At 70.5% G+C, this 19,575-nt stretch carries 20 protein-coding genes; 12 read left to right on the top strand and 8 right to left on the bottom strand.

The window, feature by feature from the left end; translation table 11 throughout:
* Positions 1-110 precede the first annotated feature (110 nt).
* Positions 111-1,502 (top strand): hypothetical protein, encoded by a 1,392-nt coding sequence (locus ACWDR3_RS12270; protein ID WP_450352405.1) that lies wholly within the window; start codon positions 111-113, stop codon positions 1,500-1,502.
* A 12-nt stretch (positions 1,503-1,514) separates the two neighbouring features.
* Here the strand turns inward: ACWDR3_RS12270 and ACWDR3_RS12265 are convergent, their stop codons facing one another.
* A complete protein-coding gene (locus tag ACWDR3_RS12265) occupies positions 1,515-1,919 on the bottom strand; it encodes a pyrophosphohydrolase domain-containing protein (protein WP_450352404.1) in 405 nt (134 codons plus the stop codon).
* 100 nt (positions 1,920-2,019) lie between these two features.
* On the opposite strand from ACWDR3_RS12265, the gene ACWDR3_RS12260 reads away from it, so the two are divergent.
* Positions 2,020-3,018, top strand: a complete 999-nt coding sequence (locus tag ACWDR3_RS12260) for a TAXI family TRAP transporter solute-binding subunit (RefSeq protein WP_450352403.1) — start codon at positions 2,020-2,022, stop codon at positions 3,016-3,018.
* A 10-nt stretch (positions 3,019-3,028) separates the two neighbouring features.
* Here ACWDR3_RS12260 and ACWDR3_RS12255 read toward each other — a convergent pair whose 3' ends face one another.
* Both ACWDR3_RS12255 and ACWDR3_RS12250 read right to left on the bottom strand, forming a co-directional pair.
* Positions 3,029-4,432, bottom strand: coding sequence for a sensor histidine kinase (locus ACWDR3_RS12255; RefSeq protein ID WP_450352401.1), 1,404 nt, complete (start codon positions 4,430-4,432; stop codon positions 3,029-3,031).
* A gap of 9 nt (positions 4,433-4,441) precedes the next feature.
* Entirely contained in the window at positions 4,442-5,128 is a 687-nt protein-coding gene (locus ACWDR3_RS12250) for a response regulator transcription factor (protein ID WP_450352400.1), read from the bottom strand.
* 299 nt (positions 5,129-5,427) lie between these two features.
* Between ACWDR3_RS12250 and ACWDR3_RS12245 the strand changes: the two genes are divergently transcribed.
* The 8 genes from ACWDR3_RS12245 (at position 5,428) to ACWDR3_RS12210 (ending at position 11,887) form a co-directional block, all read left to right on the top strand.
* Positions 5,428-6,204, top strand: coding sequence for an amino acid ABC transporter ATP-binding protein (locus tag ACWDR3_RS12245; protein WP_450352399.1), 777 nt, complete (start codon positions 5,428-5,430; stop codon positions 6,202-6,204).
* Between the two features lie 93 nt (positions 6,205-6,297).
* Positions 6,298-7,155 carry a glutamate ABC transporter substrate-binding protein gene (locus ACWDR3_RS12240; RefSeq protein WP_450352398.1) on the top strand — a complete coding sequence of 286 codons (858 nt, stop codon included), beginning with the start codon at positions 6,298-6,300 and terminating at the stop codon, positions 7,153-7,155.
* A 119-nt stretch (positions 7,156-7,274) separates the two neighbouring features.
* Positions 7,275-7,943 (top strand): amino acid ABC transporter permease, encoded by a 669-nt coding sequence (locus tag ACWDR3_RS12235; protein WP_450352397.1) that lies wholly within the window; start codon positions 7,275-7,277, stop codon positions 7,941-7,943.
* Positions 7,940-8,845: an amino acid ABC transporter permease gene (locus ACWDR3_RS12230; RefSeq protein WP_450352396.1), complete on the top strand. Its 906-nt coding sequence runs from the start codon at positions 7,940-7,942 to the stop codon at positions 8,843-8,845. Before ACWDR3_RS12235 ends, ACWDR3_RS12230 begins: the two co-directional genes overlap by 4 nt.
* Positions 8,846-9,020: 175 nt before the next feature.
* Positions 9,021-10,694 carry an FAD-dependent monooxygenase gene (locus ACWDR3_RS12225; RefSeq protein WP_450352395.1) on the top strand — a complete coding sequence of 558 codons (1,674 nt, stop codon included), beginning with the start codon at positions 9,021-9,023 and terminating at the stop codon, positions 10,692-10,694.
* A 102-nt stretch (positions 10,695-10,796) separates the two neighbouring features.
* Positions 10,797-10,883 carry a putative leader peptide gene (locus tag ACWDR3_RS12220; protein ID WP_310875732.1) on the top strand — a complete coding sequence of 29 codons (87 nt, stop codon included), beginning with the start codon at positions 10,797-10,799 and terminating at the stop codon, positions 10,881-10,883.
* A 78-nt stretch (positions 10,884-10,961) separates the two neighbouring features.
* Positions 10,962-11,489 carry a cysteine dioxygenase gene (locus ACWDR3_RS12215; RefSeq protein ID WP_450352394.1) on the top strand — a complete coding sequence of 176 codons (528 nt, stop codon included), beginning with the start codon at positions 10,962-10,964 and terminating at the stop codon, positions 11,487-11,489.
* Positions 11,486-11,887 carry a rhodanese-like domain-containing protein gene (locus ACWDR3_RS12210; protein ID WP_450352393.1) on the top strand — a complete coding sequence of 134 codons (402 nt, stop codon included), beginning with the start codon at positions 11,486-11,488 and terminating at the stop codon, positions 11,885-11,887. The genes ACWDR3_RS12215 and ACWDR3_RS12210 overlap by 4 nt, the downstream gene beginning before the upstream one ends.
* Positions 11,888-11,906: 19 nt before the next feature.
* Here ACWDR3_RS12210 and ACWDR3_RS12205 read toward each other — a convergent pair whose 3' ends face one another.
* The 3 genes from ACWDR3_RS12205 to recA form a co-directional block, all read right to left on the bottom strand.
* Positions 11,907-12,881, bottom strand: coding sequence for a sugar ABC transporter substrate-binding protein (locus ACWDR3_RS12205; RefSeq protein WP_450352392.1), 975 nt, complete (start codon positions 12,879-12,881; stop codon positions 11,907-11,909).
* Positions 12,882-13,451: 570 nt separating this feature from the next.
* Positions 13,452-14,486, bottom strand: coding sequence for a recombination regulator RecX (gene recX / locus ACWDR3_RS12200; protein ID WP_450352391.1), 1,035 nt, complete (start codon positions 14,484-14,486; stop codon positions 13,452-13,454).
* Positions 14,487-14,494: 8 nt separating this feature from the next.
* A complete protein-coding gene (gene recA / locus ACWDR3_RS12195) occupies positions 14,495-15,634 on the bottom strand; it encodes a recombinase RecA (protein WP_123997316.1) in 1,140 nt (379 codons plus the stop codon).
* A gap of 481 nt (positions 15,635-16,115) precedes the next feature.
* On the opposite strand from recA, the gene ACWDR3_RS12190 reads away from it, so the two are divergent.
* A complete protein-coding gene (locus ACWDR3_RS12190; RefSeq protein WP_450352390.1) occupies positions 16,116-16,931 on the top strand; it encodes a hypothetical protein in 816 nt (271 codons plus the stop codon).
* Positions 16,932-16,985: 54 nt separating this feature from the next.
* On the opposite strand, the gene ACWDR3_RS12185 is transcribed toward ACWDR3_RS12190, so the two are convergent.
* Both ACWDR3_RS12185 and ACWDR3_RS12180 read right to left on the bottom strand, forming a co-directional pair.
* Positions 16,986-18,284 (bottom strand): AI-2E family transporter, encoded by a 1,299-nt coding sequence (locus ACWDR3_RS12185; RefSeq protein ID WP_450352389.1) that lies wholly within the window; start codon positions 18,282-18,284, stop codon positions 16,986-16,988.
* A 60-nt stretch (positions 18,285-18,344) separates the two neighbouring features.
* A complete protein-coding gene (locus tag ACWDR3_RS12180; RefSeq protein ID WP_123997319.1) occupies positions 18,345-18,539 on the bottom strand; it encodes a DUF3046 domain-containing protein in 195 nt (64 codons plus the stop codon).
* A gap of 80 nt (positions 18,540-18,619) precedes the next feature.
* On the opposite strand from ACWDR3_RS12180, the gene ACWDR3_RS12175 reads away from it, so the two are divergent.
* A complete protein-coding gene (locus ACWDR3_RS12175) occupies positions 18,620-19,564 on the top strand; it encodes a hypothetical protein (protein ID WP_450352388.1) in 945 nt (314 codons plus the stop codon).
* The last annotated feature ends 11 nt before the right edge of the window (positions 19,565-19,575 follow it).

Below are 19,575 nucleotides of genomic sequence, written 5' to 3'. Positions count from 1 at the left end.
TACTACTCACCAGTAGAACCCGTGAGTAAGTAATCCCAACCCGTGAGTAAGTAATCCCAACCCGTGAGTAAGTAATCCCTGGCCACCCCCCACCCTCCCCAGGACTGACCTTGCAAAGACGCAAGCGGCACACGCGTGCCCTGCTGCCCGCCCTCGCCACCGCCGCGCTCCTCCTGACGGCCGGCTGTTCCTCGGCACCGGCGGCCGACCACGCCGACGCGAAGCCCGCCCGCTCGACCGACACCAGCACTGAGAAGCCCACGGCAGCCGACCGCCCTCTCGCGGTGGCGGCGGCCCCGGCCGACACCGCGACCGCGGCGGCGCACCCGGGCTCCGCCTCGGCCGGGAAGGCCCACCGCACGACACTCGCGGTGCACGCGTACGACGCGAAGACCCGACGAGCCGTCATCTCGACAAAGCCGAAGGCGAGTTCACCGCCGGAAGGAACCAAGTCCCCGTCTCCGAGCGCCCCGTCGCAACCGACATCCGTCGGTGACGTCATAGCCAGCGCCCCGGCGCCCGGTGCCCCGAACGGGCTGCTGGCCAAGGTCACCAAGGTGCTCGGCGAGACCCCCGAGGGCACCGAGGTGCAGACCGAGCCGGCCGCTCTCGACTCCGTGCTGGGCGACGAGACGGCGAAGGGCAGCGTGCCGGTGGCGCCGGCCGCCTTCGACGTCGACAAGCTCCTGCCCGACGTGGACGTGTCCTGGTCCAGGACCAGTGACGTCCACGTGGGCCCGGAGGGCGCGACCGTCCCGCTCGGCAGCCTGCGCCTCGACGTACGCGCCGAGATCCCTACACCCGCGAACGCCCCCGTATCGGCCAAGGCCTCGGTCTCCGGCTACGCGCAGATCGCCCCGCAGGTCGACTTCAAGTACGGCGGCGAGGGCACCGGCACCGCGCCCGGTTCGGCGTACCTGGGCGTCTCCGGCGACTGGACCTCGGGCTGGGCTCTGAAGGGCCGGGCCGCCGCGAGCACGGGAGCCCCGCTCCGCATCCCGTTCGCGAAGCTGCACGCCGACCCGGTGCTCCAGGTCGGGCCGGTCCCGGTCGTCGTCAACCTCGACCTGACCTGCTACCTCCAGATCAGCGGCGACGGCAGCGTCACCGTGGACGTGGCACAGGACATCAAGGGCGACTTCAAGGCGGGCGGCACCTTCGGGACCGCGCAGGGCTGGACGCCGGTCAACTCCTCCGACATGACGAGCACCCCCGTACGGACCTCCCTCTCGACCGCCGGCAACGTCAAGGCGGCGCTCGGCGCGGAGGCCTCCGTGGGCCTCTACGGCGCCGTAGGTGTCGTGGCCGACCTCGCCCCGTACGTACGCGGCGAAGCCGCAGCGACCTTCCCGGCCCCCACGGCCACCTGGGCGGTGTACGGCGGCGTGGACCTCACCGGCACGCTCCGCCTCCAGCTGTCGATCTTCGGCACGCCGGTGTTCCGACAGGACATCCCCCTGGGCGCCCTGCACCGCGAATGGAAACTGGCCGGCACGCCATAACCGCCGCCCCCGTCACGCGCCGCCGGGCACCCACCCCTGGCGGCGCAGCACGGCCGACACGTCGGGAGCCTCGTAGTGCTCCCCCTTCAACACCTTGCCGTCGGCCCGCCGTACGACACTCCCGTCGGGCCCCAGCTTGGTCATGTTGGACCGATGGATCTCGGCGATCACCGCGTCGAGATCGATGCCGTGCACAAGGGCGGTCCCGTAGGCGACATAAACAACATCGGCCAGTTCATGCGCCAGCTTGTCGAGCGGCCCCTCCACCGACACCTCGGCCACCTCAGCGGCCTCCTCGACGAGCAACTCCCGCCGATGAGCAGCCAGTTGAGCCGACACCTCAGTAGGCGTCCCACGGGCATCAAGCCCCACGGCAACGTGAAACGCACGAACCAGTTCAGCAGGCGAAGAACTCATACGGCGACCCTACCGATCACCACGGACACCCTCGGACGACGACCGCACCCCAGGCGTCCCACCCTGGTCAGCGCCCTTCCCGCCTGGCAGGATCGCCCGCATGCCCACCGTGCTCACCCGGATCAGCAACCGCCGGGCCCTCCAAGCCGCAGCTGCCGGCTTCGTGGTCCTCGGGCTGCTTCTGTGGTGGCTGCTCCCCCTGGGCGAGGCCCCACCGGGCGGAACGATCACGTTCAGCACGGGCACGAAGGCCGGCGTCTACCAGCAGTACGGCAAGCTCCTGCGCAACGAGTTCGACAAGGACATGCCGGACCTGCGCGTCACGCTCAAGACCAGCGACGGCTCCCAGGAGAACGTCCGGCTCGTGGCGACCGGCGGAGCCGACTTCACCATCGCCGCGGCGGACGCGGTCGACACGTACGCGCTCGGGAAACAGCCCGGCGCCGACCGACTGCGCGGAGTGGCCCGCCTGTACGACGACTACGTACAGCTGATCGTCCCGCGGGACTCGGACATCCGTTCCGTGTCGGACCTGCGGGGCAAACGCGTGGCCATCGGCCGCCCCCGCTCCGGCGTCCGCCTGATCGCCAACCGGGTGCTCAAGGCCGCGGGCCTCGACGCGAAGCACGACATCACACCGTTCGCCGACGGCATCGACACCGGTCCGGAGCGGCTGAAGAAGGGCGACATCGACGCGTTCTTCTGGTCGGGCGGCCTGCCGACCCAGGGCCTGGCGAGCCTCGCCGACAGCTTCATCTTCCGCTTCGTGCCGATCCCGGCGACCCTCGTGGCCAAGCTGCACGAGCAGGGCGGGGCGACCCGCTACTACCGCGCCACCAACATGCCGGAGTCGGCCTACCCCAGCATCCAGAACGGCGTCGCCGTACCGACGATCGCGGTGTCCAACCTGCTGATGACCCGCTCGGACGTCGACGCCCGGCTCACCGAGTGGGTGACCCGTGCGGTGATCAAGAGCCGGGACGACATCGGCAGGAACGTCCACTCCGCGCAGTTGGTGGACCTGCGCACGGCGATCTACACGGACCCCTTGACCCTGCACACCGGCGCCCGCCGCTACTACGAGTCGGTCAAGCCGTAGACCCGCTCACTCAAGCCGCAGGCCCGCTCCTCGGCACCGACACCGTCACCGTCAGCCCGTGCGGCTCGTGCGGGCCGTACGAGATCGCGCCGCCGCCCGCCGCGAGCAGCGCGCGCGAGATGGACAGACCGAGCCCCGATCCCTTGATGTTCTGATGCCGTCCGCTGCGCCAGAAACGATCCCCGACCCGGGCGAGTTCCTCCTCCGTCAGTCCGGGCCCGTCGTCCGTCACCACGACCTTCGACACGGCCCCGTCGACCGCGACCACGACCTCCACGGTCTCGTCCTCCGGCGTGAACTTGATCGCGTTGTCGATCACCGCGTCCAGTGCGCTGGAGAGGGTGATGGGATCGGCCCACGCGGTGGTGGCCGGACAGTCCGCGACCAGCCGTACCCCCTTCGCCTCGGCGGTCGGCGTCCAGGCGGCGACCCGCTCCGCGGCCAGCGCACCGATGTCCGTGATCCTCAGATCCGCCTCGGTGTGCTCGGCGAGCGCGAGGTCGAGCAGGTCGTCGAGGACCTCGGCGAGCCGCTTGCCCTCGGTGCGGACCGAGGCGATCTCCTCGTTGCCCTCCGGCAGTTCGAGGGCGAGCAGCTCGATGCGCAGCAGCAGCGCCGCGAGCGGGTTGCGCAGCTGGTGCGAGGCGTCGGCGACGAAGGCGCGCTGCTGCTCCAGCACCTCCTCGACGTTGTCCGCCATCTCGTTGAACGCCCCGGCCAGGCGCCGGAGTTCCGGCGGTCCACCCGCCGCCGCGACCCGGGACTTCAGCCGCCCGCTCGCGATCGCGTGGGTCGTGGCGTCCAGAACCCGTACGGGCCGCAGTACCCACCCGGTCAGCCGAAGCGCGGCGCCGACGGCCAGCAGCATCGCCGCGATCTCGCCCGCCCCGATGATCAGCCACCCGTGCAGGATCCGTGAACGCATGTGCCCCGTGGGCGAGTCGGTGACGACGACCGCGACGACGTCGCCGTCCCGGATCACCGGTGAGGCCACGACGAGCCGGTTCCGCTGCCAGGGCCACACCTGCTTCGGGTCGTGGCTGCGGCGGCTGAGCCGCGCCTCCTCGAACGCGTCCCGGACCACGCCCGCTTCGGGCAGGTAGAAGGTCGGTGGCGCCTTGGCCATCGGAATGTCGGTACGGCAGAAGACCCCGGCCCGGATGCCGTAGACGCCGTAGTAGCTGTCGAGTTCGCTGCTGAGCGTGTCGAGGCGCTCGTCCGAGGACGTGGCCGTGGAACTGCACGCGTCCGTGACGAACTGGGCGAGCGAGGCGAAGCGCGCGGTGTCGTCGATCCGGTCGACGATCACGTCCTGCTGCTGGGCGGCGGCCACGCTCACGGCGAGCGGGATGCCGAGCGCGAGCAGCATCGCCGCCATCAGGACGATGAGCAGCGGGAGGAGCCGTGTACGCACCCGTGCCCGCTACGCGCCGGGCGCGACGAGCCGGTAGCCGACCCCGCGCACGGTCTCGATCAGCGCCGGCATGCGCAACTTGGCGCGCAGGGACGCGACATGCACCTCCAGGGTGCGCCCGGTCCCTTCCCAACTGGTGCGCCACACCTCGCTGATGATCTGCTCCCGGCGGAAGACGACCCCGGGGCGCTGCGCGAGCAGGGCCAGCAGATCGAACTCCTTGCGGGTCAGCTGGACGACCGAACCGTCCACGCTGACCTGTCGGGTGGGCAGTTCGATGAGGACCGGGCCCAGGCGCAGCGACGTCTCGGCGCCACCGGCGGCGTCCTCGTGGACGGTGCGCCGGCTGACGGCGTGGATCCGGGCGAGCAGCTCCCCGGTGTCGTAGGGCTTCACCACGTAGTCGTCGGCGCCGAGGTTGAGGCCGTGGATGCGGGAGCGGACGTCCGCGCGCGCGGTGACCATGATCACCGGGGTGCTGGTGCGTTTGCGGATCTTGCCGCAGACCTCGTAGCCGTCCTGGTCGGGCAGGCCGAGGTCGAGCAGGACGACCCCGAAGCCGTCCACCTCGGGGACGAGCGCCTGGAGGGCCTCCTCGCCACTGCGCGCGTGCGTGACCTCGAAGCCGTGCCGCGCGAGGACCGCGGACAGAGCGGCAGCGACATGGTTGTCGTCCTCGACGAGGAGCAGTCTCATCCGGGCCCCCTTCGGTTCACCAGCCGTACGAACAGGATGGGTACAAAACGCGTGCGTACGCGCGCGTGCACCAAGGCAGTCACGCTGATGGACGAGGACGCCGTCAAGCCGGTTCCGGTTGCGGCGCCCTTCCGTTACCCGGCCGATACGAGCCACCGCGGCCGGCGGGCGCCAAGTGCTACGACACGTGTCCGATTGCTATCGGATCGTGATGCTCAGATTCCGCTCAGATCTACTGACGCTGGCATTACCTCCTCATTACTGTCCTCCGCAACCGAGGAGGACGGAGCCCGATAGCGATGACCGAAGTATCGGTGGCCAAGGAAGACCTGGTCCCAACCGGCGAACTGGTCGTCCTGAAGAGCGTCAACAAGCACTTCGGCGCGTTGCACGTACTCCAGGACATCGACCTGACGATCGCCCGCGGCGAGGTCGTCGTCGTGATCGGGCCCTCCGGGTCCGGTAAGTCCACCCTGTGCCGCACCATCAACCGTCTGGAGACCGTCGACTCCGGCTCGATCGCGATCGACGGCAAGCCGCTGCCCCAGGAGGGCAAGGAGCTGGCCCGGCTGCGGGCCGACGTCGGGATGGTCTTCCAGTCCTTCAACCTCTTCGCGCACAAGACCGTGCTGGAGAACGTGGTGCTGGGCCAGGTCAAGGTCCGCAAGGCGGACCGCAAGAAGGCCGAGGAGAAGGCCCGCTCGCTGCTCGACCGGGTCGGCGTGAGCACGCAGGCCGACAAGTACCCCGCACAGCTCTCCGGCGGCCAGCAGCAGCGCGTCGCCATCGCGCGCGCCCTGGCCATGGACCCGAAGGTGATGCTCTTCGACGAGCCGACCTCCGCGCTCGACCCGGAGATGATCAACGAGGTCCTGGAGGTCATGCAGCAGCTCGCCCGCGACGGCATGACCATGATCGTCGTCACCCACGAGATGGGGTTCGCCCGATCGGCGGCCAACCGCGTGGTCTTCATGGCCGACGGCCGGATCGTCGAGGAGGCTGCGCCCGACCAGTTCTTCAGCAACCCGCGCAGCGACCGCGCCAAGGACTTCCTGTCGAAGATCCTGCACCACTGACGCACCCCGCCTGACGCACCGTCACCCGACGTACCGCCATACCGTCCCGGACGGCCTTCAGCTCTTCTCCTCACCAGCCAAAGGATGTTCCCCATGAAGCTCCGCAAGATCACCGCCGCCACGGCCGCCGTGCTCGCCCTGGGCCTCGCCGCCACCGCGTGCGGCTCCAGCGACGACGACAGCGACAGCGGCTCCTCCGCCAGCAGCGGCAGCGGGGGCGGCGGCAAGATCAAGGTCGGCATCAAGTTCGACCAGCCCGGTATCGGCCTCAAGGAGCCGGACGGCTCCTTCTCCGGCTTCGACGTGGACGTGGCGACGTACGTGGCCAAGCAGCTCGGTTACGAGCCGAACCAGATCGAGTGGACCGAGACCAAGAGCGCCGACCGGGAGAACGCGATCTCCCGCGGCGACGTCAAGTTCATCGCGGCCAGCTACTCGATCAACGACGAGCGCAAGCAGAAGGTCGACTTCGCCGGCCCCTACCTGCTGGCCCACCAGGACCTGCTGGTCAAGAGCGACTCGGACATCGCCAAGGGCACGGACCTCAACGGCAAGAAGCTGTGTTCCGTGACCGGCTCGACCTCGGCGCAGAACGTCCAGGAGTCGATCGCCCCGAAGGCCCAGCTGAAGGAGCTCGCCGGCTACTCCGAGTGCATCGCCGCCCTGCAGAACGGCGCCGTCGACGCGGTGACCACCGACGACTCGATCCTCGCGGGCTTCGCCGCGCAGGACAAGTACAAGGGCCAGTTCAAGCTCGCCGGCCTCAAGCTCAGCAACGAGAACTACGGCATCGGTCTGAAGAAGGGCGACTCCGCGACCCTCGGCAAGATCAACGACGCCCTGACGAAGATGGTCAGCGACGGCTCCTGGCAGAAGGCAGTCGACGCCAACTTCGGCCCGGCCGGCTACAAGAACGACCCCGCCCCGAAGATCGGCGACATCGTCAAGTAGTCCCGGACAGGCCATAGGTCCGGGCACCGCAGGGTTCCCGGGGCGCGCCGTCGCCGTGCTCGCGGCGGCGGCGCGCCCCGCCCTCTTCGTACGCCACACACCCGGAAGCGCGGGAGATCGTGTTCGACTTTCTTGAAGGTTACGACGTCCTCGGGGCGTTCTGGATGACGGTGAAACTCACCGCTCTGTCCGCCCTCGGCTCCCTGGTCTGGGGCACCCTGCTGGCCGCGATGCGGGTCAGCCCGGTCCCGCTGATGCGCGGGTTCGGCACCGCCTACGTCAACATCGTCCGCAACATCCCCCTGACGGTCCTCATCGTCTTCTCCTCGCTCGGTCTCGCCGACGTCTTCGGCATGACACTGGGGGCGTCCGACGACTTCACCGCCCAGGGCTTCCGCCTCGCGATCCTCAGCCTCGTCGCCTACCACGCGGCCTTCGTCTGCGAGGCGATCCGCTCCGGCATCAACACCGTGCCCCTGGGCCAGGCCGAGGCGGCCCGCGCCATCGGGCTGAGCTTCAGTCAGACACTGCGGCTCGTCGTACTGCCGCAGGCGTTCCGTTCGGTCATCGGCCCGCTGGCCAACGTACTGATCGCACTCACCAAGAACACCACCGTGGCGGCCGCGATCGGCGTGGCCGAGGCGGCCTACCTGATGAAGAAGATGATCGAGAACGAGGCACAGACGCTGCTCATCGGTGCGGTGTTCGCCTTCGGGTTCGTGGTCCTGACCCTGCCCACCGGCCTCATCCTGGGCTGGCTGGGCAAGCGACTGGCGGTGAAGCGATGAGTTCCGTCCTCTACGACTCCCCCGGCCCCCGCGCCAGACGGCGCAACGTCGTCCTCTCGGCGGTCTTCGTCGTCCTGCTCGCCCTGGTCCTGTGGTGGGTCTGGCAGAAGATGGACGACAAGCAGCAGCTGAAGTGGACCCTGTGGGAGCCCTTCACCACCTCGGAAGCCTGGACGACATATCTGCTGCCGGGCCTCGGCAACACCATGAAGGCCGCCGCGCTCTCCATGGTCATCGCGCTCCCCCTGGGTGCGTTCTTCGGGATCTCGCGCATGTCCGAGCACCGGTGGGTGCGGGTGCCGGCCGGCGTGATCGTCGAGTTCTTCCGCTCGATCCCGGTCCTGCTGCTGATGCTGTTCGCCAACGAGGTCTACGCCCGCTCCTCCGGCGTGAGCAGCGAGGACCGGCCGCTGTACGCGGTCGTGACGGGCCTGGTGCTGTACAACGCCTCGGTCCTCGCCGAGATCGTCCGGGCCGGCATCCTCGCGCTGCCCAAGGGGCAGACGGAGGCCGCCTACGCGATCGGTCTGCGCAAGGGCCAGACGATGACCAGCATCCTGCTGCCGCAGTCCGTCACCGCCATGCTGCCGGCCATCGTCAGCCAGCTCGTGGTCATCGTGAAGGACACCGCGCTGGGCGGCGTGATGATCGGCTACGGCGAGCTGCTCACCGCGCGCAGCACGCTGGCGGCCAACTACGCCAACGTGATCCAGAGCTTCATCGTGGTCGCGATCGTCTTCATCGTCGTCAACTTCGCCCTCACCAGCTTCGCGAGCTGGCTGGAGGGCAGGCTGCGCCGCAGCAAGCGCAGCACGGGCGCTGTCCTGGGCGCCGAGCAGATCGAGGACCTCAACCCGGCAGGAGTGTCCGGTTCCTTCGGGGCCGGCACCGACAGGATCTGATGATCGGTCAACTCGCTTGACCCACACGGAGGCAGTGGCGTGATCGCCACTGCCTCCGTCACTTGACGCAAGCACCGGCAATGGGTTGCATACGTTCTGTGATCGTGCACCCTGCTCCACCTTCCTGTTCACATGCGTCCCTGGGGACACCGTCGCGGGCAGGGGGCGCCGCGCCGTGGACCCGGTGATCATCGTCGGGGCGGGGCCCGTCGGGCTCACCCTCGCCCTTGCCCTGGCGCGTCAGGAAGTCCCCTCGGTCGTACTCGACGAGGGCCCCGGCAAGGACGAACCCCGCCCCGCGCGCACGGTCGTCCTGCGGGAGGACACCACCGCCCTCGTCGAGCGGCTGACCGGCGCCCGCCTCGCCGACCTGGGCGTCCACTGGGCCGGATGGCGGTCGCTGCGGCGCAAGCAGGTGATGCGCGAGGTCACCTTCGGCACCCCCGACGAGCCGGCCCCCCTGCACATCGCCCAGCATGTGCTGACCGGCGCGCTGCGCGAGGCACTGGCCGGTGAGCGGCTGGTGAAGGTCGCCGTGGACAGCCGCCTCGACGGCATCGAGCAGGAGCCCTCGGGCGTCACCGCGCACACCCGCGGCCCGAAGGGCACCTGGTGGCGCGGCAGTTACCTGGTCGGCTGCGACGGCCCGCGCTCCACGGTCCGCAAACTCCAGGACATCCGCTTCCCGGGCCGCACCGCCGTGGAGCGACACGCCGTGGCCGCGCTGCGCACGGAACTTCCGTGGGGCGGTGAGGCGTTGCTCCATCGGATGCCGCCGTGGCGGACGTCGGGCCCCTCGGGCGGGGAGGTGACCGGACGCCCGCTCCCGGACGGGGTGTGGCGCCTGGACTGGCTGCTGCCGCCGGGCAAGGACCTGGTCACACCCGAGCTGCTGCTGGCCCGCATCCGCGAGACCCTGTCCGGCTGGACGGGCGGCGGCACACCGTCGTACGAACTCCTCGACACCGGCGTGCACACGGTGCACCACCGGCTGGCCCGGCGTTGGCGCAGGGGCCGGATCTTCCTCGCCGGGGACGCGGCACACCTGCTCGGGGCGCTCGGCACGCAAGGGCTCGACGAGGGGCTCAGGGACGCCGACAACCTCGCCTGGAAGCTGGCGCTGGCCTGGCACCACGGGCCGCACGAGGCGCTCCTCGACAGCTACCAGGCCGAGCGGCGCGGGGCGGTCGCCGCCCGGCTGCGCGCCGCCGACCAGGTGCTGCCGCTGCTGCGCGGGGGCGGCGGACTGCGCGCGTACGTCCCTGGCGCGGCCCGCGGGAACGACGCGCTGCTCACGGACGGTCACTTGGGGCACGGGGCACTCGGCGCGCCGGGGGCGTACGCCGCGTCGCCGCTGGCGCCCCGGCATCTCGAAGGCGAGGTGCCGGTGGACACGCCGGCCGGGGCGCCGGTCGACGATGTGCGGGTGACCGCGGAGGACGGCACGTTCGTGGGGCTGCGGGAGCGGCTCGGGCGCGGTGCGCTGCTGGTCGTCCTGGTCGCGCCGGGCACCGGCGTGTGGGACCGCAAGCACTGGGTGACCGCCGGGATCATGCCCCGCCTCGCGGCCGCGGTGGCCGCGCTGCCGCACCCCGCCGAACTGCTGGTCGCCGAGAGCTACCCGGGCGCCGCGGCGCACACCGTGCTGCTGGTCCGACCCGACGGCCACCTGGTGACCTCGCTGAACGGGGTCCGCCCGGCCGATCTGTACGCGGCCGCGGAGGCGGCCCTGGGCGGACCGGCCAAGGCACAGACCTCGACGGCGGAGGCGGGTGCGGCGGGTGCGGCGGGTGCGGCGGGTGCGGCGGGTGCGGCGGGTGCGGCGGGTGCGGCGGCAGGGTCCCGCTGAGAAAGCCGCGTCCCGCTGAGATCGTCGTACTCACTGTCACTGTGCGGTCCACATAGTGACAGTGAGTTGACCGGTCGGCACCGCCATGGTGTACTCCGGATCGTGACCGACACCTGTGTGCGCCTGTGGCGGAGGGTCCATATGGACCTGATCCGCTATGCGGGCTGCGTGTGTCGCCCGTCCTGCTGAATTCGCATCCCTTTCTCCCGCGCGCGCCGCTGTCGTGCCGCCGCGCGCGCTCCGCGAACGCACATCAGGACGGTACCCGTGTCTGTCTCTCCTTCCGCCTCCCCTGCCGTCGCCGCACCGACCCAGGCCGACCTCCTCGATTTCGTACGGCGCACCGCCGCCGACGCCGAGCTGATCTCCTCCCTCCCGCTCGACCCGGAGGGCCGCACCTGGGTCCGGCTGGAAGGCCCCGGCGGCAGCGAGGCCTGGCTGATCGGCTGGCCGCCCGGCACGGGCACCGGCTGGCACGACCACGCCGAGTCCGTCGGCGCGTTCATCACGGCGGCCGGTGAGCTCAAGGAGCACTCACTCGCCGCCCGGCTGCCCGCCGACGGCTGGAAGACCCTGGAACTCACCGAGGGCGTGGACCGCGAGCGCAGGCTGCCCGCCGGCAAGGGCCGCGCCTTCGGCCACCACCACGTCCACGAGGTCCTGAACGAGTCCACCGAACACCACGCGATCTCCGTCCACGCCTACTACCCGCCCCTCCCCCAGATCCGCCGCTACAGCCGCACCGGCCAGGTCCTGCGCCTGGAGCACGTGGAGCGCCCGGAGGACTGGCAGTGAGCGACACGACCCAACGGCCCGTCGGAATCGACGAGTTGCTGGAGCGGGTGCGCGAGGGATACGAACGGATCGAACCGACGCGGGCATACGAGGCCGCCCGCGCCGGCGAAGCACTCCTGGTCGACATCCGGTACGCCGCCCTGCGCGAGCAGGACGGCGTGATCCCCGGCGCGGTGATCGTCGAGCGCAACGAACTGGAGTGGCGGCTCGACCCGCAGGGCAGCCACCGCCTCCCCGAGGCCACCGGCCATGACCTGCGGATCGTGGTGATCTGCAACGAGGGTTACGCGTCGAGCCTGGCGGCCGCGTCGCTGCACCAGCTGGGGCTGCGCCGGGCCACCGATCTGGTCGGGGGGTTCCAGGCGTGGAAGGCGGCGGGGCTGCCGGTGACGGCGTAGCGGCTCGCTGGAGGTCCGCTCAGTAGAGGTCGGGCGGGCAGTACAGCGGGGCGGTGTCCGCGTTGTCCTTGGTGATCAGCTCGGCCGGGGTCTTGGCGATCTTCTCCGCCTTACGGCCGCGCAGCAGGTCGATGGCGTTGGTGACCGCCAACTCCCCGGTGTCCGCCGCCGAGTTGGAGACCGTCGCCGCGAACCGGCCGTCCTTCAGGGCCGCCAGCCCCTCGTCGGTGCCATTGACGGTCACGATCTTCACGCGCTTGGCGCCGGCCACGTCGAAGGCCTTGCGGACCGCGAAGCCCATCTCCTCGTTGGCGACGAAGGCGTAGTCCAGGTCGGGGTGGGCCTCGATCATGTCCTTGGCGACCGCGCCCGCCTTCACCGGGTCGAACATGCCGGGCTGGTTCGCGACCACTTTCGCGGAGGCGGGCAGTTCGGCCGTGAACCCGCCAACCAGCAGGTCGGACGCGGCACCGGGAGCACCCGCGACGACCCCGACCTGCACGTCCTTGCCACCCGCGTCCTGCTCGATCCAGTCGGCGTCCAGGCCGCCGACCTTCTTCAGGTCGACCACGACGGCACCCAGGATGTGAGAGGTGTCGGCCGGTACGACCGAGGTGAGGAAGATCGGTATCTTCGCGCTCCTGGCCCGCGCGATGTCGTCCGCGAGCGCCTTCACATCGACGGTCTGCACGATCAGCGCGCTCACCTTCGCGGCGATCATGTCGTCGATGTTGGTCAGCTCCGCGCCCGCCTTCTGATGGGAGTTGGCGGTGCGGATCCGGGCGAAGTTGGCCCTCGTCGCCTGCTCGACGGACTCCTCCAGACAGGTGTGGAACCTGGTGGTGCCGCCGTTGACGAAACCGAGCGTGATGGTGCCCTGCACCGCCGCGCCGGTGTCCCCGTCACTGGGCACCAGCCCACAGCCGCTCAGCAGCAGGACCGTGCTCAGGGCCGTCACCGCGGACGTTCTTCGTAAGCGGACAGCTTCGGACACGGCGGGGCCGCCTTTCGTGGCGTACGGAGGCTGTGTGCGGGGAGTGCGGGCGGGCACGTGCGGTTGCGGCGGAACGGCCCGGGCCCGCGACGGCAGCAGACGGTACCCGGAACCGGCGCACCTCAACCCTTCGAGGCGCGCAACCTAATGCTGCGCACCGCGGCATGCTCGAACCCGGCCACAAGGCCCTAGCGTCGGACAACTCGGGGGGAGAGCCCAGGGCCTGTCTTCCGGAGCCGTCCAGGGCGGCGCCGCTCAACGACCGGAAGACAGGCCTTGGTTGACGAGTCGTCAGCCCTGGCCGGCGTGCCCAGGGAGTGGGCGTGTCCTGTCGGAGCGTTGCCTGTCATGCCGAGCAGGAACGTCGTGAACGCGAACCCCGCGTCTCCGCCCGGCCCTTGAACGCGATCGGCGCCCCCGCGCGTCCACCGTGCCCAGGGCCGGGCCCGTCCCTGACCCCGGTCCGGGTACACCGGTCTCACCGATCACGTCGGTCACACCGGTCGTCCCTCCGGGCTCAGAACCCTTTACCGCAGAACCTCAGAAGCCCCTGCCTCAGAACTCCTTGGCTCAGAACCCCTCGTCCCCCAGGGACTCCACGTCCTCGCCCTCTTCCTCCAGCGCCTGCCGGACCACCCGCAGGGCCATGCCCTCGGGGTAGCCCTTGCGCGCGAGCATCCCGGCGAGGCGGCGCAGCCGCTTGTCGCGGTCGAGGCCACGCGTGGCGCGCAGCTTGCGGGCGACGAGTTCGCGCGCGGTCTCCTCTTCCTGCTCGGAGTCGAGCTGCCCGACGGCTTCGTCGATCAGCGTCGAGTCGACTCCCTTGGTCCGCAACTCCCGCGCGAGCGCCCGCCGGGCCAGACCCCGGCCGTGATGCCGGGACTCCACCCAGGCGTCCGCGAACGCACCGTCGTTGATCAGTCCGACCTCCTCGAACCGCGACAGCACCTCCTCGGCGGCCTCGTCCGGGATCTCCCGCTTGCGCAGGGCGTCCGCGAGTTGCTTGCGCGTGCGCGGGGTCCCGGTGAGCAGACGCAGACAGATCGCCCGCGCCCGCTCGACCGGGTCCCCTGAAGGCCCTTCCTGCTCGGCCCTCGACGAAGAGGGGGAGCCTCCGTCTTCACCGACGGCTCCACCACGACGCCGCTGCCGACGCCCACGGGTGCCGCCACGAGACGCCCGAGCACCACGCCCGTCGCCGCCTTCGCCGAACGCCCCGTCACCCTCGTGCGGCCCGTCACTGCCGTACGAGACTTCGGAGCCGCGCGAGGCCCCGGTGCCGCGCCTTGCCGCGCCGCCGAAGCCCTCGTCCGCGCCGTAACCCGGCTCGTCGCGATGGGATCCGCCGCTGCCGTACGACCACCTGCCCGCGCCGTACGCCTTGCCCCCGCCGTCGGACCTGCTCGTGCCGTCCGACCTGCCGTCGCCGTCCTTCGCCACGCGGCCGTGTCCCCCGTCCGCGCCCTGCCCCGAACCGTCCCCGTACGCATCGCCGTCCGGCTCGGCAGAGCCCCCGTCGCCGCCCCCGTCCGCTCCCCGCTCACGCGGGGCGTCGGAGTCGGCGCGCTCGGCCAAGTCGGCGAGCCATGCTTCTGCGTCACGCACGGTACGGGTCAGCCCTTGGCAGCCGGGGCCTTGGCCTTCGCCGCCTTGGCGGCCGCCGGAGCGGGCACCTTCGCGGCGTCGTCCGCGGGGGCACCGGCGGTGACGGTGGCGGCGTCCGCGCCCGGTGCCGCGGTCGGCTTCGGCTCCTCCGGCCGCACACCGACGCCCAGCTTCTCGAGGATCTTCTTCTCGATCTCGTTGGCCAGGTCGGGGTTGTCCTTCAGGAAGTTGCGCGCGTTCTCCTTGCCCTGGCCGAGCTGGTCGCCCTCGTACGTGTACCAGGCGCCGGCCTTGCGCACGAAGCCGTTCTCCACGCCCATGTCGATCAGGCCGCCCTCGCGGCTGATGCCGTGGCCGTAGAGGATGTCGAACTCGGCCTGCTTGAAGGGCGGCGCGACCTTGTTCTTGACGACCTTGACGCGGGTGCGGTTGCCGACCGCGTCGGTGCCGTCCTTCAGGGTCTCGATACGACGGATGTCGAGCCGCACCGAGGCGTAGAACTTCAGCGCCCGGCCACCGGTCGTGGTCTCCGGGGAGCCGAACATCACGCCGATCTTCTCGCGGAGCTGGTTGATGAAGATGGCGGTGGTCTTGGACTGGTTGAGCGCGCTGGTGATCTTCCGCAGCGCCTGGCTCATGAGCCGGGCCTGCAGACCGACGTGGCTGTCGCCCATCTCGCCCTCGATCTCCGCGCGCGGGACGAGCGCCGCGACGGAGTCGATGACGATGAGGTCGAGGGCGCCGGAGCGGACCAGCATGTCCACGATCTCCAGAGCCTGCTCACCGTTGTCCGGCTGGGAGAGGATCAGGTTGTCGATGTCGACGCCGAGCTTCTTCGCGTACTCGGGGTCGAGGGCGTGCTCCGCGTCCACGAACGCGACCTGGCCACCGGCCCGCTGTGCGTTCGCCACCGCGTGCAGGGTCAGGGTCGTCTTGCCGGAGGACTCCGGGCCGTAGACCTCCACCACTCGGCCGCGCGGCAGACCGCCGACACCGAGGGCGACGTCGAGTGCGGTCGACCCGGTGGGGATGACCTCGATGGGCTCGTTCGGCCGCTCACCGAGGCGCATCACCGCGCCCTTGCCGAACTGCCGTTCAATCTGTGCGAGAGCGGCGTCGAGTGCCTTCTCGCGGTCGGTTCCTGCCATGGGTTCCACCCGATTTGCTTGAGTCGATCGCTTCACGTCAAAGACGCTAACGCCTGCCACTGACAATGCGTCCCGACGCCCGTCCAGCCTGTGGATAACTCGGGGACTTCTGCATCGAAAGCGTGTCGAAACCCCCGTCGGGATCCCTGTCGAGAACCTCGCCGGAACCCCCATAAGAATGGATGTTCGATTTTCGTGTCAAGCGCACCACGCGGCACTCCAGTGACCTGTTTCCCGGCCCACCGGCCCGACGAACACCGGCCACTTCCCCCCGAAGGAGCGGCCACGTCCGTGAGGCACGCGGCCGCTCCCGCAAGGCCTGCGGCTACTTCCGTCGGCGTACGACGGGTGTCTTCGACGGGACGACGACCGGGCGGAGCCGTCCCGGGAGGCTGAGGGCATGGAGCCGGAGAACATCACCCGAGCGGACGGCACGACACGTTCCCCTGCGGGCGCGGACACAGGCGCAGGCGCAGACACGATGACGCCGTCGTCCGCCGCCCCGGCGCAGCCGCCGACCGCCGGGGCCCGACTGTCGGCCGCGAGGAAGCTACTGCCCGGAACGCAACCCGCCGAGCGCCTCTGCCACGCGACCGGTCTTCTCCTCGTCCTCTCCGGGCTCGTGCACCTGGTGGTGTTCGCCGTCGACGGAGGTCCCTGGGACGGACCCGTCTCCTGGCGCAAACCGGTGACGTTCGGGCTGTCCTTCGGGGCGACCCTGATCGCGGTCACCTGGGTCACGTCGTATCTGAGCGTCCAGCCACGACTCCGCGCCCTGCTGCTCACCGTGTTCGCCGCCGACTGTGTCGTGGAGGTCGGGGGCATCACCCTGCAGGCGTGGCGCCGGGTGCCGTCGCACCTCGACATGGAGACGCCCTTCGACACCGCGGTGTCGATGACCCTCGCGGTGGGCGGCGGTGTCCTCGTCGTACTGCTCACCGTGTTCGCGATCGCCTCGTTCCGGCACCGCCCCACCGGCCCCGCCGGGATGGCGCTCGCCGTGCGCTCCGGCTTCGCGATCCTGCTCGTCGGGCTCGCCTCGGGCGCCGCGATGATCGCGCGCGGTGTCGTGCTCACCCGTACCGGTCACCAGGAGACCGCCTATCACTCGACGGCCCCGCTCAAGCCCCTGCACGGAGTCAGCCTGCACGCCGTCCTGGTCCTGCCCGCACTGGCCTGGCTGCTGTCGTACACGTCCTGGAGCGGGACGACCCGCCGCCGGATCGTGGCCACGGCGACCGGCTGCTACGTGGTGGCGGTCGCCGGCGCCGGGGTGTGGGCCGTGCTCACGTACTGACGTCCTCGCACACTGATCGGCCCACCCCTCAGGGCCTCGGAACCCGCGGGTCCCTCATGACGAACCCCCTCCGTCGCCCTCTCTGGAAGAGCCCTCTCCAGGAGAGCCCTCCCCGCTCTCCTCCCGCTCCCCCGGCCGCCGTTCCCACAGCAGCCGCGCGCGCGTGAACAACCCCGGCCCCGATCTGCGCGAGCCCCCTCGCCGGTGCCCCTGGACACGGGGGTCGTCCGTGACGGCGTACCGCTTCACGTACGCCCCGAGGAACGCCTGCAGCGTGGCGACCGCGGGGATGGCGATCAGCGCGCCGACCGCACCGAGGAGCGCGGTGCCGGCGATGACCGAGCCGAAGGCGACGGCGGGGTGGATGTCGACCGTCTTGGACGTCAGCTTCGGCTGCAGCACATAGTTCTCGAACTGCTGGTAGATCACGACGAAGACGAGCACCCACAGCGCGTACCAGGGATCGACGGTGAAGGCGATCAGCATCGGCAGCGCGCCCGCCAGATACGTACCGATGGTGGGGATGAACTGCGACACCAGACCCACCCAGACGGCGAGCACGGGCGCGTAGGGCACGCCCAGGGCCTCCAGCAGGATGTAGTGCGCGATGCCGGAGATGAGCGCCATCAGACCGCGCGAGTAGATGTAGCCGCCGGTCTTGTCGACGGCGATCTCCCAGGCGCGCAGCACCTCCGCCTGGCGCGCGGGCGGCAGTACGGAGCAGATCGCGCGGCGCAGTCGCGGGCCGTCCGCGGCGAAGTAGAACGAGAACAGCGTGATCGTCAGCAACTGGAAGAGCCCGCCGAGGACTTGGGCGGAGACGTCGAGCACGCCGGTGGCGCTGTTCTGCACGTAGTTGCGCAGCCAGTCGGAGCGGAGCAGGCCTTCCTGGACGTCGACCCGCTTCAGGTCGGTGTTGAAGTGGGTGTTGACCCAGTTGATGACGGAGTCGAGGTAGTCCGGGAAGTCCTCGACGATCTTGATGATCTGGCCCGCGAGCATCGAGCCGAGAAGGGTGACGAAGCCCGCCGCCGCGATCATCACGCCGAGGAAGACGAGAGCGGTGGCCAGCCCGCGCCGCATGCCGCGCGAGGCCATCCAGCTCACCGCGGGCTCGATGGCGAGGGCCAGGAAGAACGCGATGAGGATGTTGATCAGCAGACCGGTGAGCTGATGGAAGGCCCACGTGCCCAGCTGGAAGGTGGCGTAGAGGGCGAGCACGAGCACCACGGCACGCGGCAGCCAGCGCGGCATGCGCGTGCCCGGACCGTCGGCCGGGGGCCGCTCGGGCGGCGTCGTGCCGAACGGTGATGCGTGCTGGGCGACCTGCCCGGTCTCGTCAGTGGGTGCCACGGTGCCAGTCTCGCCCACGGGACTGACAATCTGCTGCCGTCCTGCGATCTTCGTGACAGGTCAGCGCTTTTCTCCCGGAACGTCCATGACCGTGCAGACCACGCGCCACACGTCCTTGGCCGCCCAGCCCGAGTCCAGCGCCTCGTGCACCGTGCGTCCGCCGAGCTCCGTCATCACGTGGTCGCGCGCGAAGGTGTCGGCGTATCCCGGACCGAAGTGATCCGTCATCCGTTCCCAGAAGACCGTCAACCGCATGACTCCAGTATCCCGCCCCTGAGAGTGGGCCTGAGCCGGGACCCCTTGCCGAGACCGCTTTCCGTCCTACGGTCTGTCGCATGTCCGAAACAGGAGCTTCCCCACTCCCTGCCACGCCACCGGCGCGCTCCCCGCTCTTCCGCGCGGAGCACTTCGTGTGGCTCACCGCGCGCGTGCTGGAACAGCACCTCTTCGCGCACGACTTCCTCAACGGCGGCGCTGATCCCGTGGAGACCGCGCTGGACGCCTACCGCAACGAGGACGGCGGGTACGGTCACGCGCTGGAGCCCGATCTGCGCGGTCCGGTCAGCCAGCCGCTGCACACCGCTCACGCGTTGCGCGTCCTGGACTGGATCGGGCGCTGCGGCGGCCAGCGGGTGGAACGCGTGTGCCGGTATCTGACCTCGGTCTCCACGTCCGACGGCGCGCTGCCGGCGGTCCATCCCAGCCAGCGCGGCTATCCGGCGGCCCCCTTCGTCCCGATCGTGGACGATCCGCCGAGCGAACTCCTCGCCACGGGACCGGTGGTGGGCCTGCTGCACCGCAACGAGGTGTGGCACGCCTGGCTGTTCCGGGCCACGGACTTCTGCTGGCAGGCGGTCGAGTCCCTGGAGAAGTCCCATCCCTACGAAGTCGAGGCCGCCGTGGCCTTCCTGGACTCCGCTCCCGACCGCCCGCGCGCGGAGGCCGCCGCCGACCGCCTCGGCCGCCTGGTGCGCGAACACCGGCTCGCGGCCCTGGATCCGGACCACCTCGACGAGTACCCGGTCGCGCCCGGCTACGCCCCCGGCGAGCACCACTTCCCGCACGACTACGCGAAGACCCCGAGCTCCCTGGCGCGCGCGTGGTTCACGGACGAGGAGATGACCCGCTCCCTGGACTTCCTCGCCGCCGCGCAGCAGGAGGACGGCGGCTGGCCCGTCCGCTGGCGCCAGTGGACCCCGGTGGTCGCCCTGGAAGCGCGCCCCATGGTGACGATCGAGGCACTGCGCACCCTGAGGGCGCACGGCCGCCCCATCGGCTGACCCCGGCCCGC

It is taken from the genome of Streptomyces sp. NPDC001002, assembly GCF_053599215.1.
Note: the sequence above shows the minus strand (reverse complement) of the source record. Positions and strands in the feature narration are given on the sequence as shown.

What these genes read in the sequence shown, in the direction of transcription:
- ACWDR3_RS12230 (WP_450352396.1), top strand. Translation starts at nt 7,940, where the DNA reads ATGAGTTCCGTCCTCTACGACTCCCCCGGCCCCCGCGCCAGACGGCGC.
- recA (WP_123997316.1), bottom strand. Translation starts at nt 15,634, where the DNA reads ATGGCAGGAACCGACCGCGAGAAGGCACTCGACGCCGCTCTCGCACAG.
- ACWDR3_RS12260 (WP_450352403.1), top strand. Translation starts at nt 2,020, where the DNA reads ATGCCCACCGTGCTCACCCGGATCAGCAACCGCCGGGCCCTCCAAGCC.
- ACWDR3_RS12180 (WP_123997319.1), bottom strand. Translation starts at nt 18,539, where the DNA reads ATGCGGTTGACGGTCTTCTGGGAACGGATGACGGATCACTTCGGTCCG.
- ACWDR3_RS12250 (WP_450352400.1), bottom strand. Translation starts at nt 5,128, where the DNA reads ATGAGACTGCTCCTCGTCGAGGACGACAACCATGTCGCTGCCGCTCTG.
- ACWDR3_RS12240 (WP_450352398.1), top strand. Translation starts at nt 6,298, where the DNA reads ATGAAGCTCCGCAAGATCACCGCCGCCACGGCCGCCGTGCTCGCCCTG.
- ACWDR3_RS12265 (WP_450352404.1), bottom strand. Translation starts at nt 1,919, where the DNA reads ATGAGTTCTTCGCCTGCTGAACTGGTTCGTGCGTTTCACGTTGCCGTG.
- ACWDR3_RS12190 (WP_450352390.1), top strand. Translation starts at nt 16,116, where the DNA reads ATGACGCCGTCGTCCGCCGCCCCGGCGCAGCCGCCGACCGCCGGGGCC.
- ACWDR3_RS12245 (WP_450352399.1), top strand. Translation starts at nt 5,428, where the DNA reads ATGACCGAAGTATCGGTGGCCAAGGAAGACCTGGTCCCAACCGGCGAA.
- ACWDR3_RS12175 (WP_450352388.1), top strand. Translation starts at nt 18,620, where the DNA reads ATGTCCGAAACAGGAGCTTCCCCACTCCCTGCCACGCCACCGGCGCGC.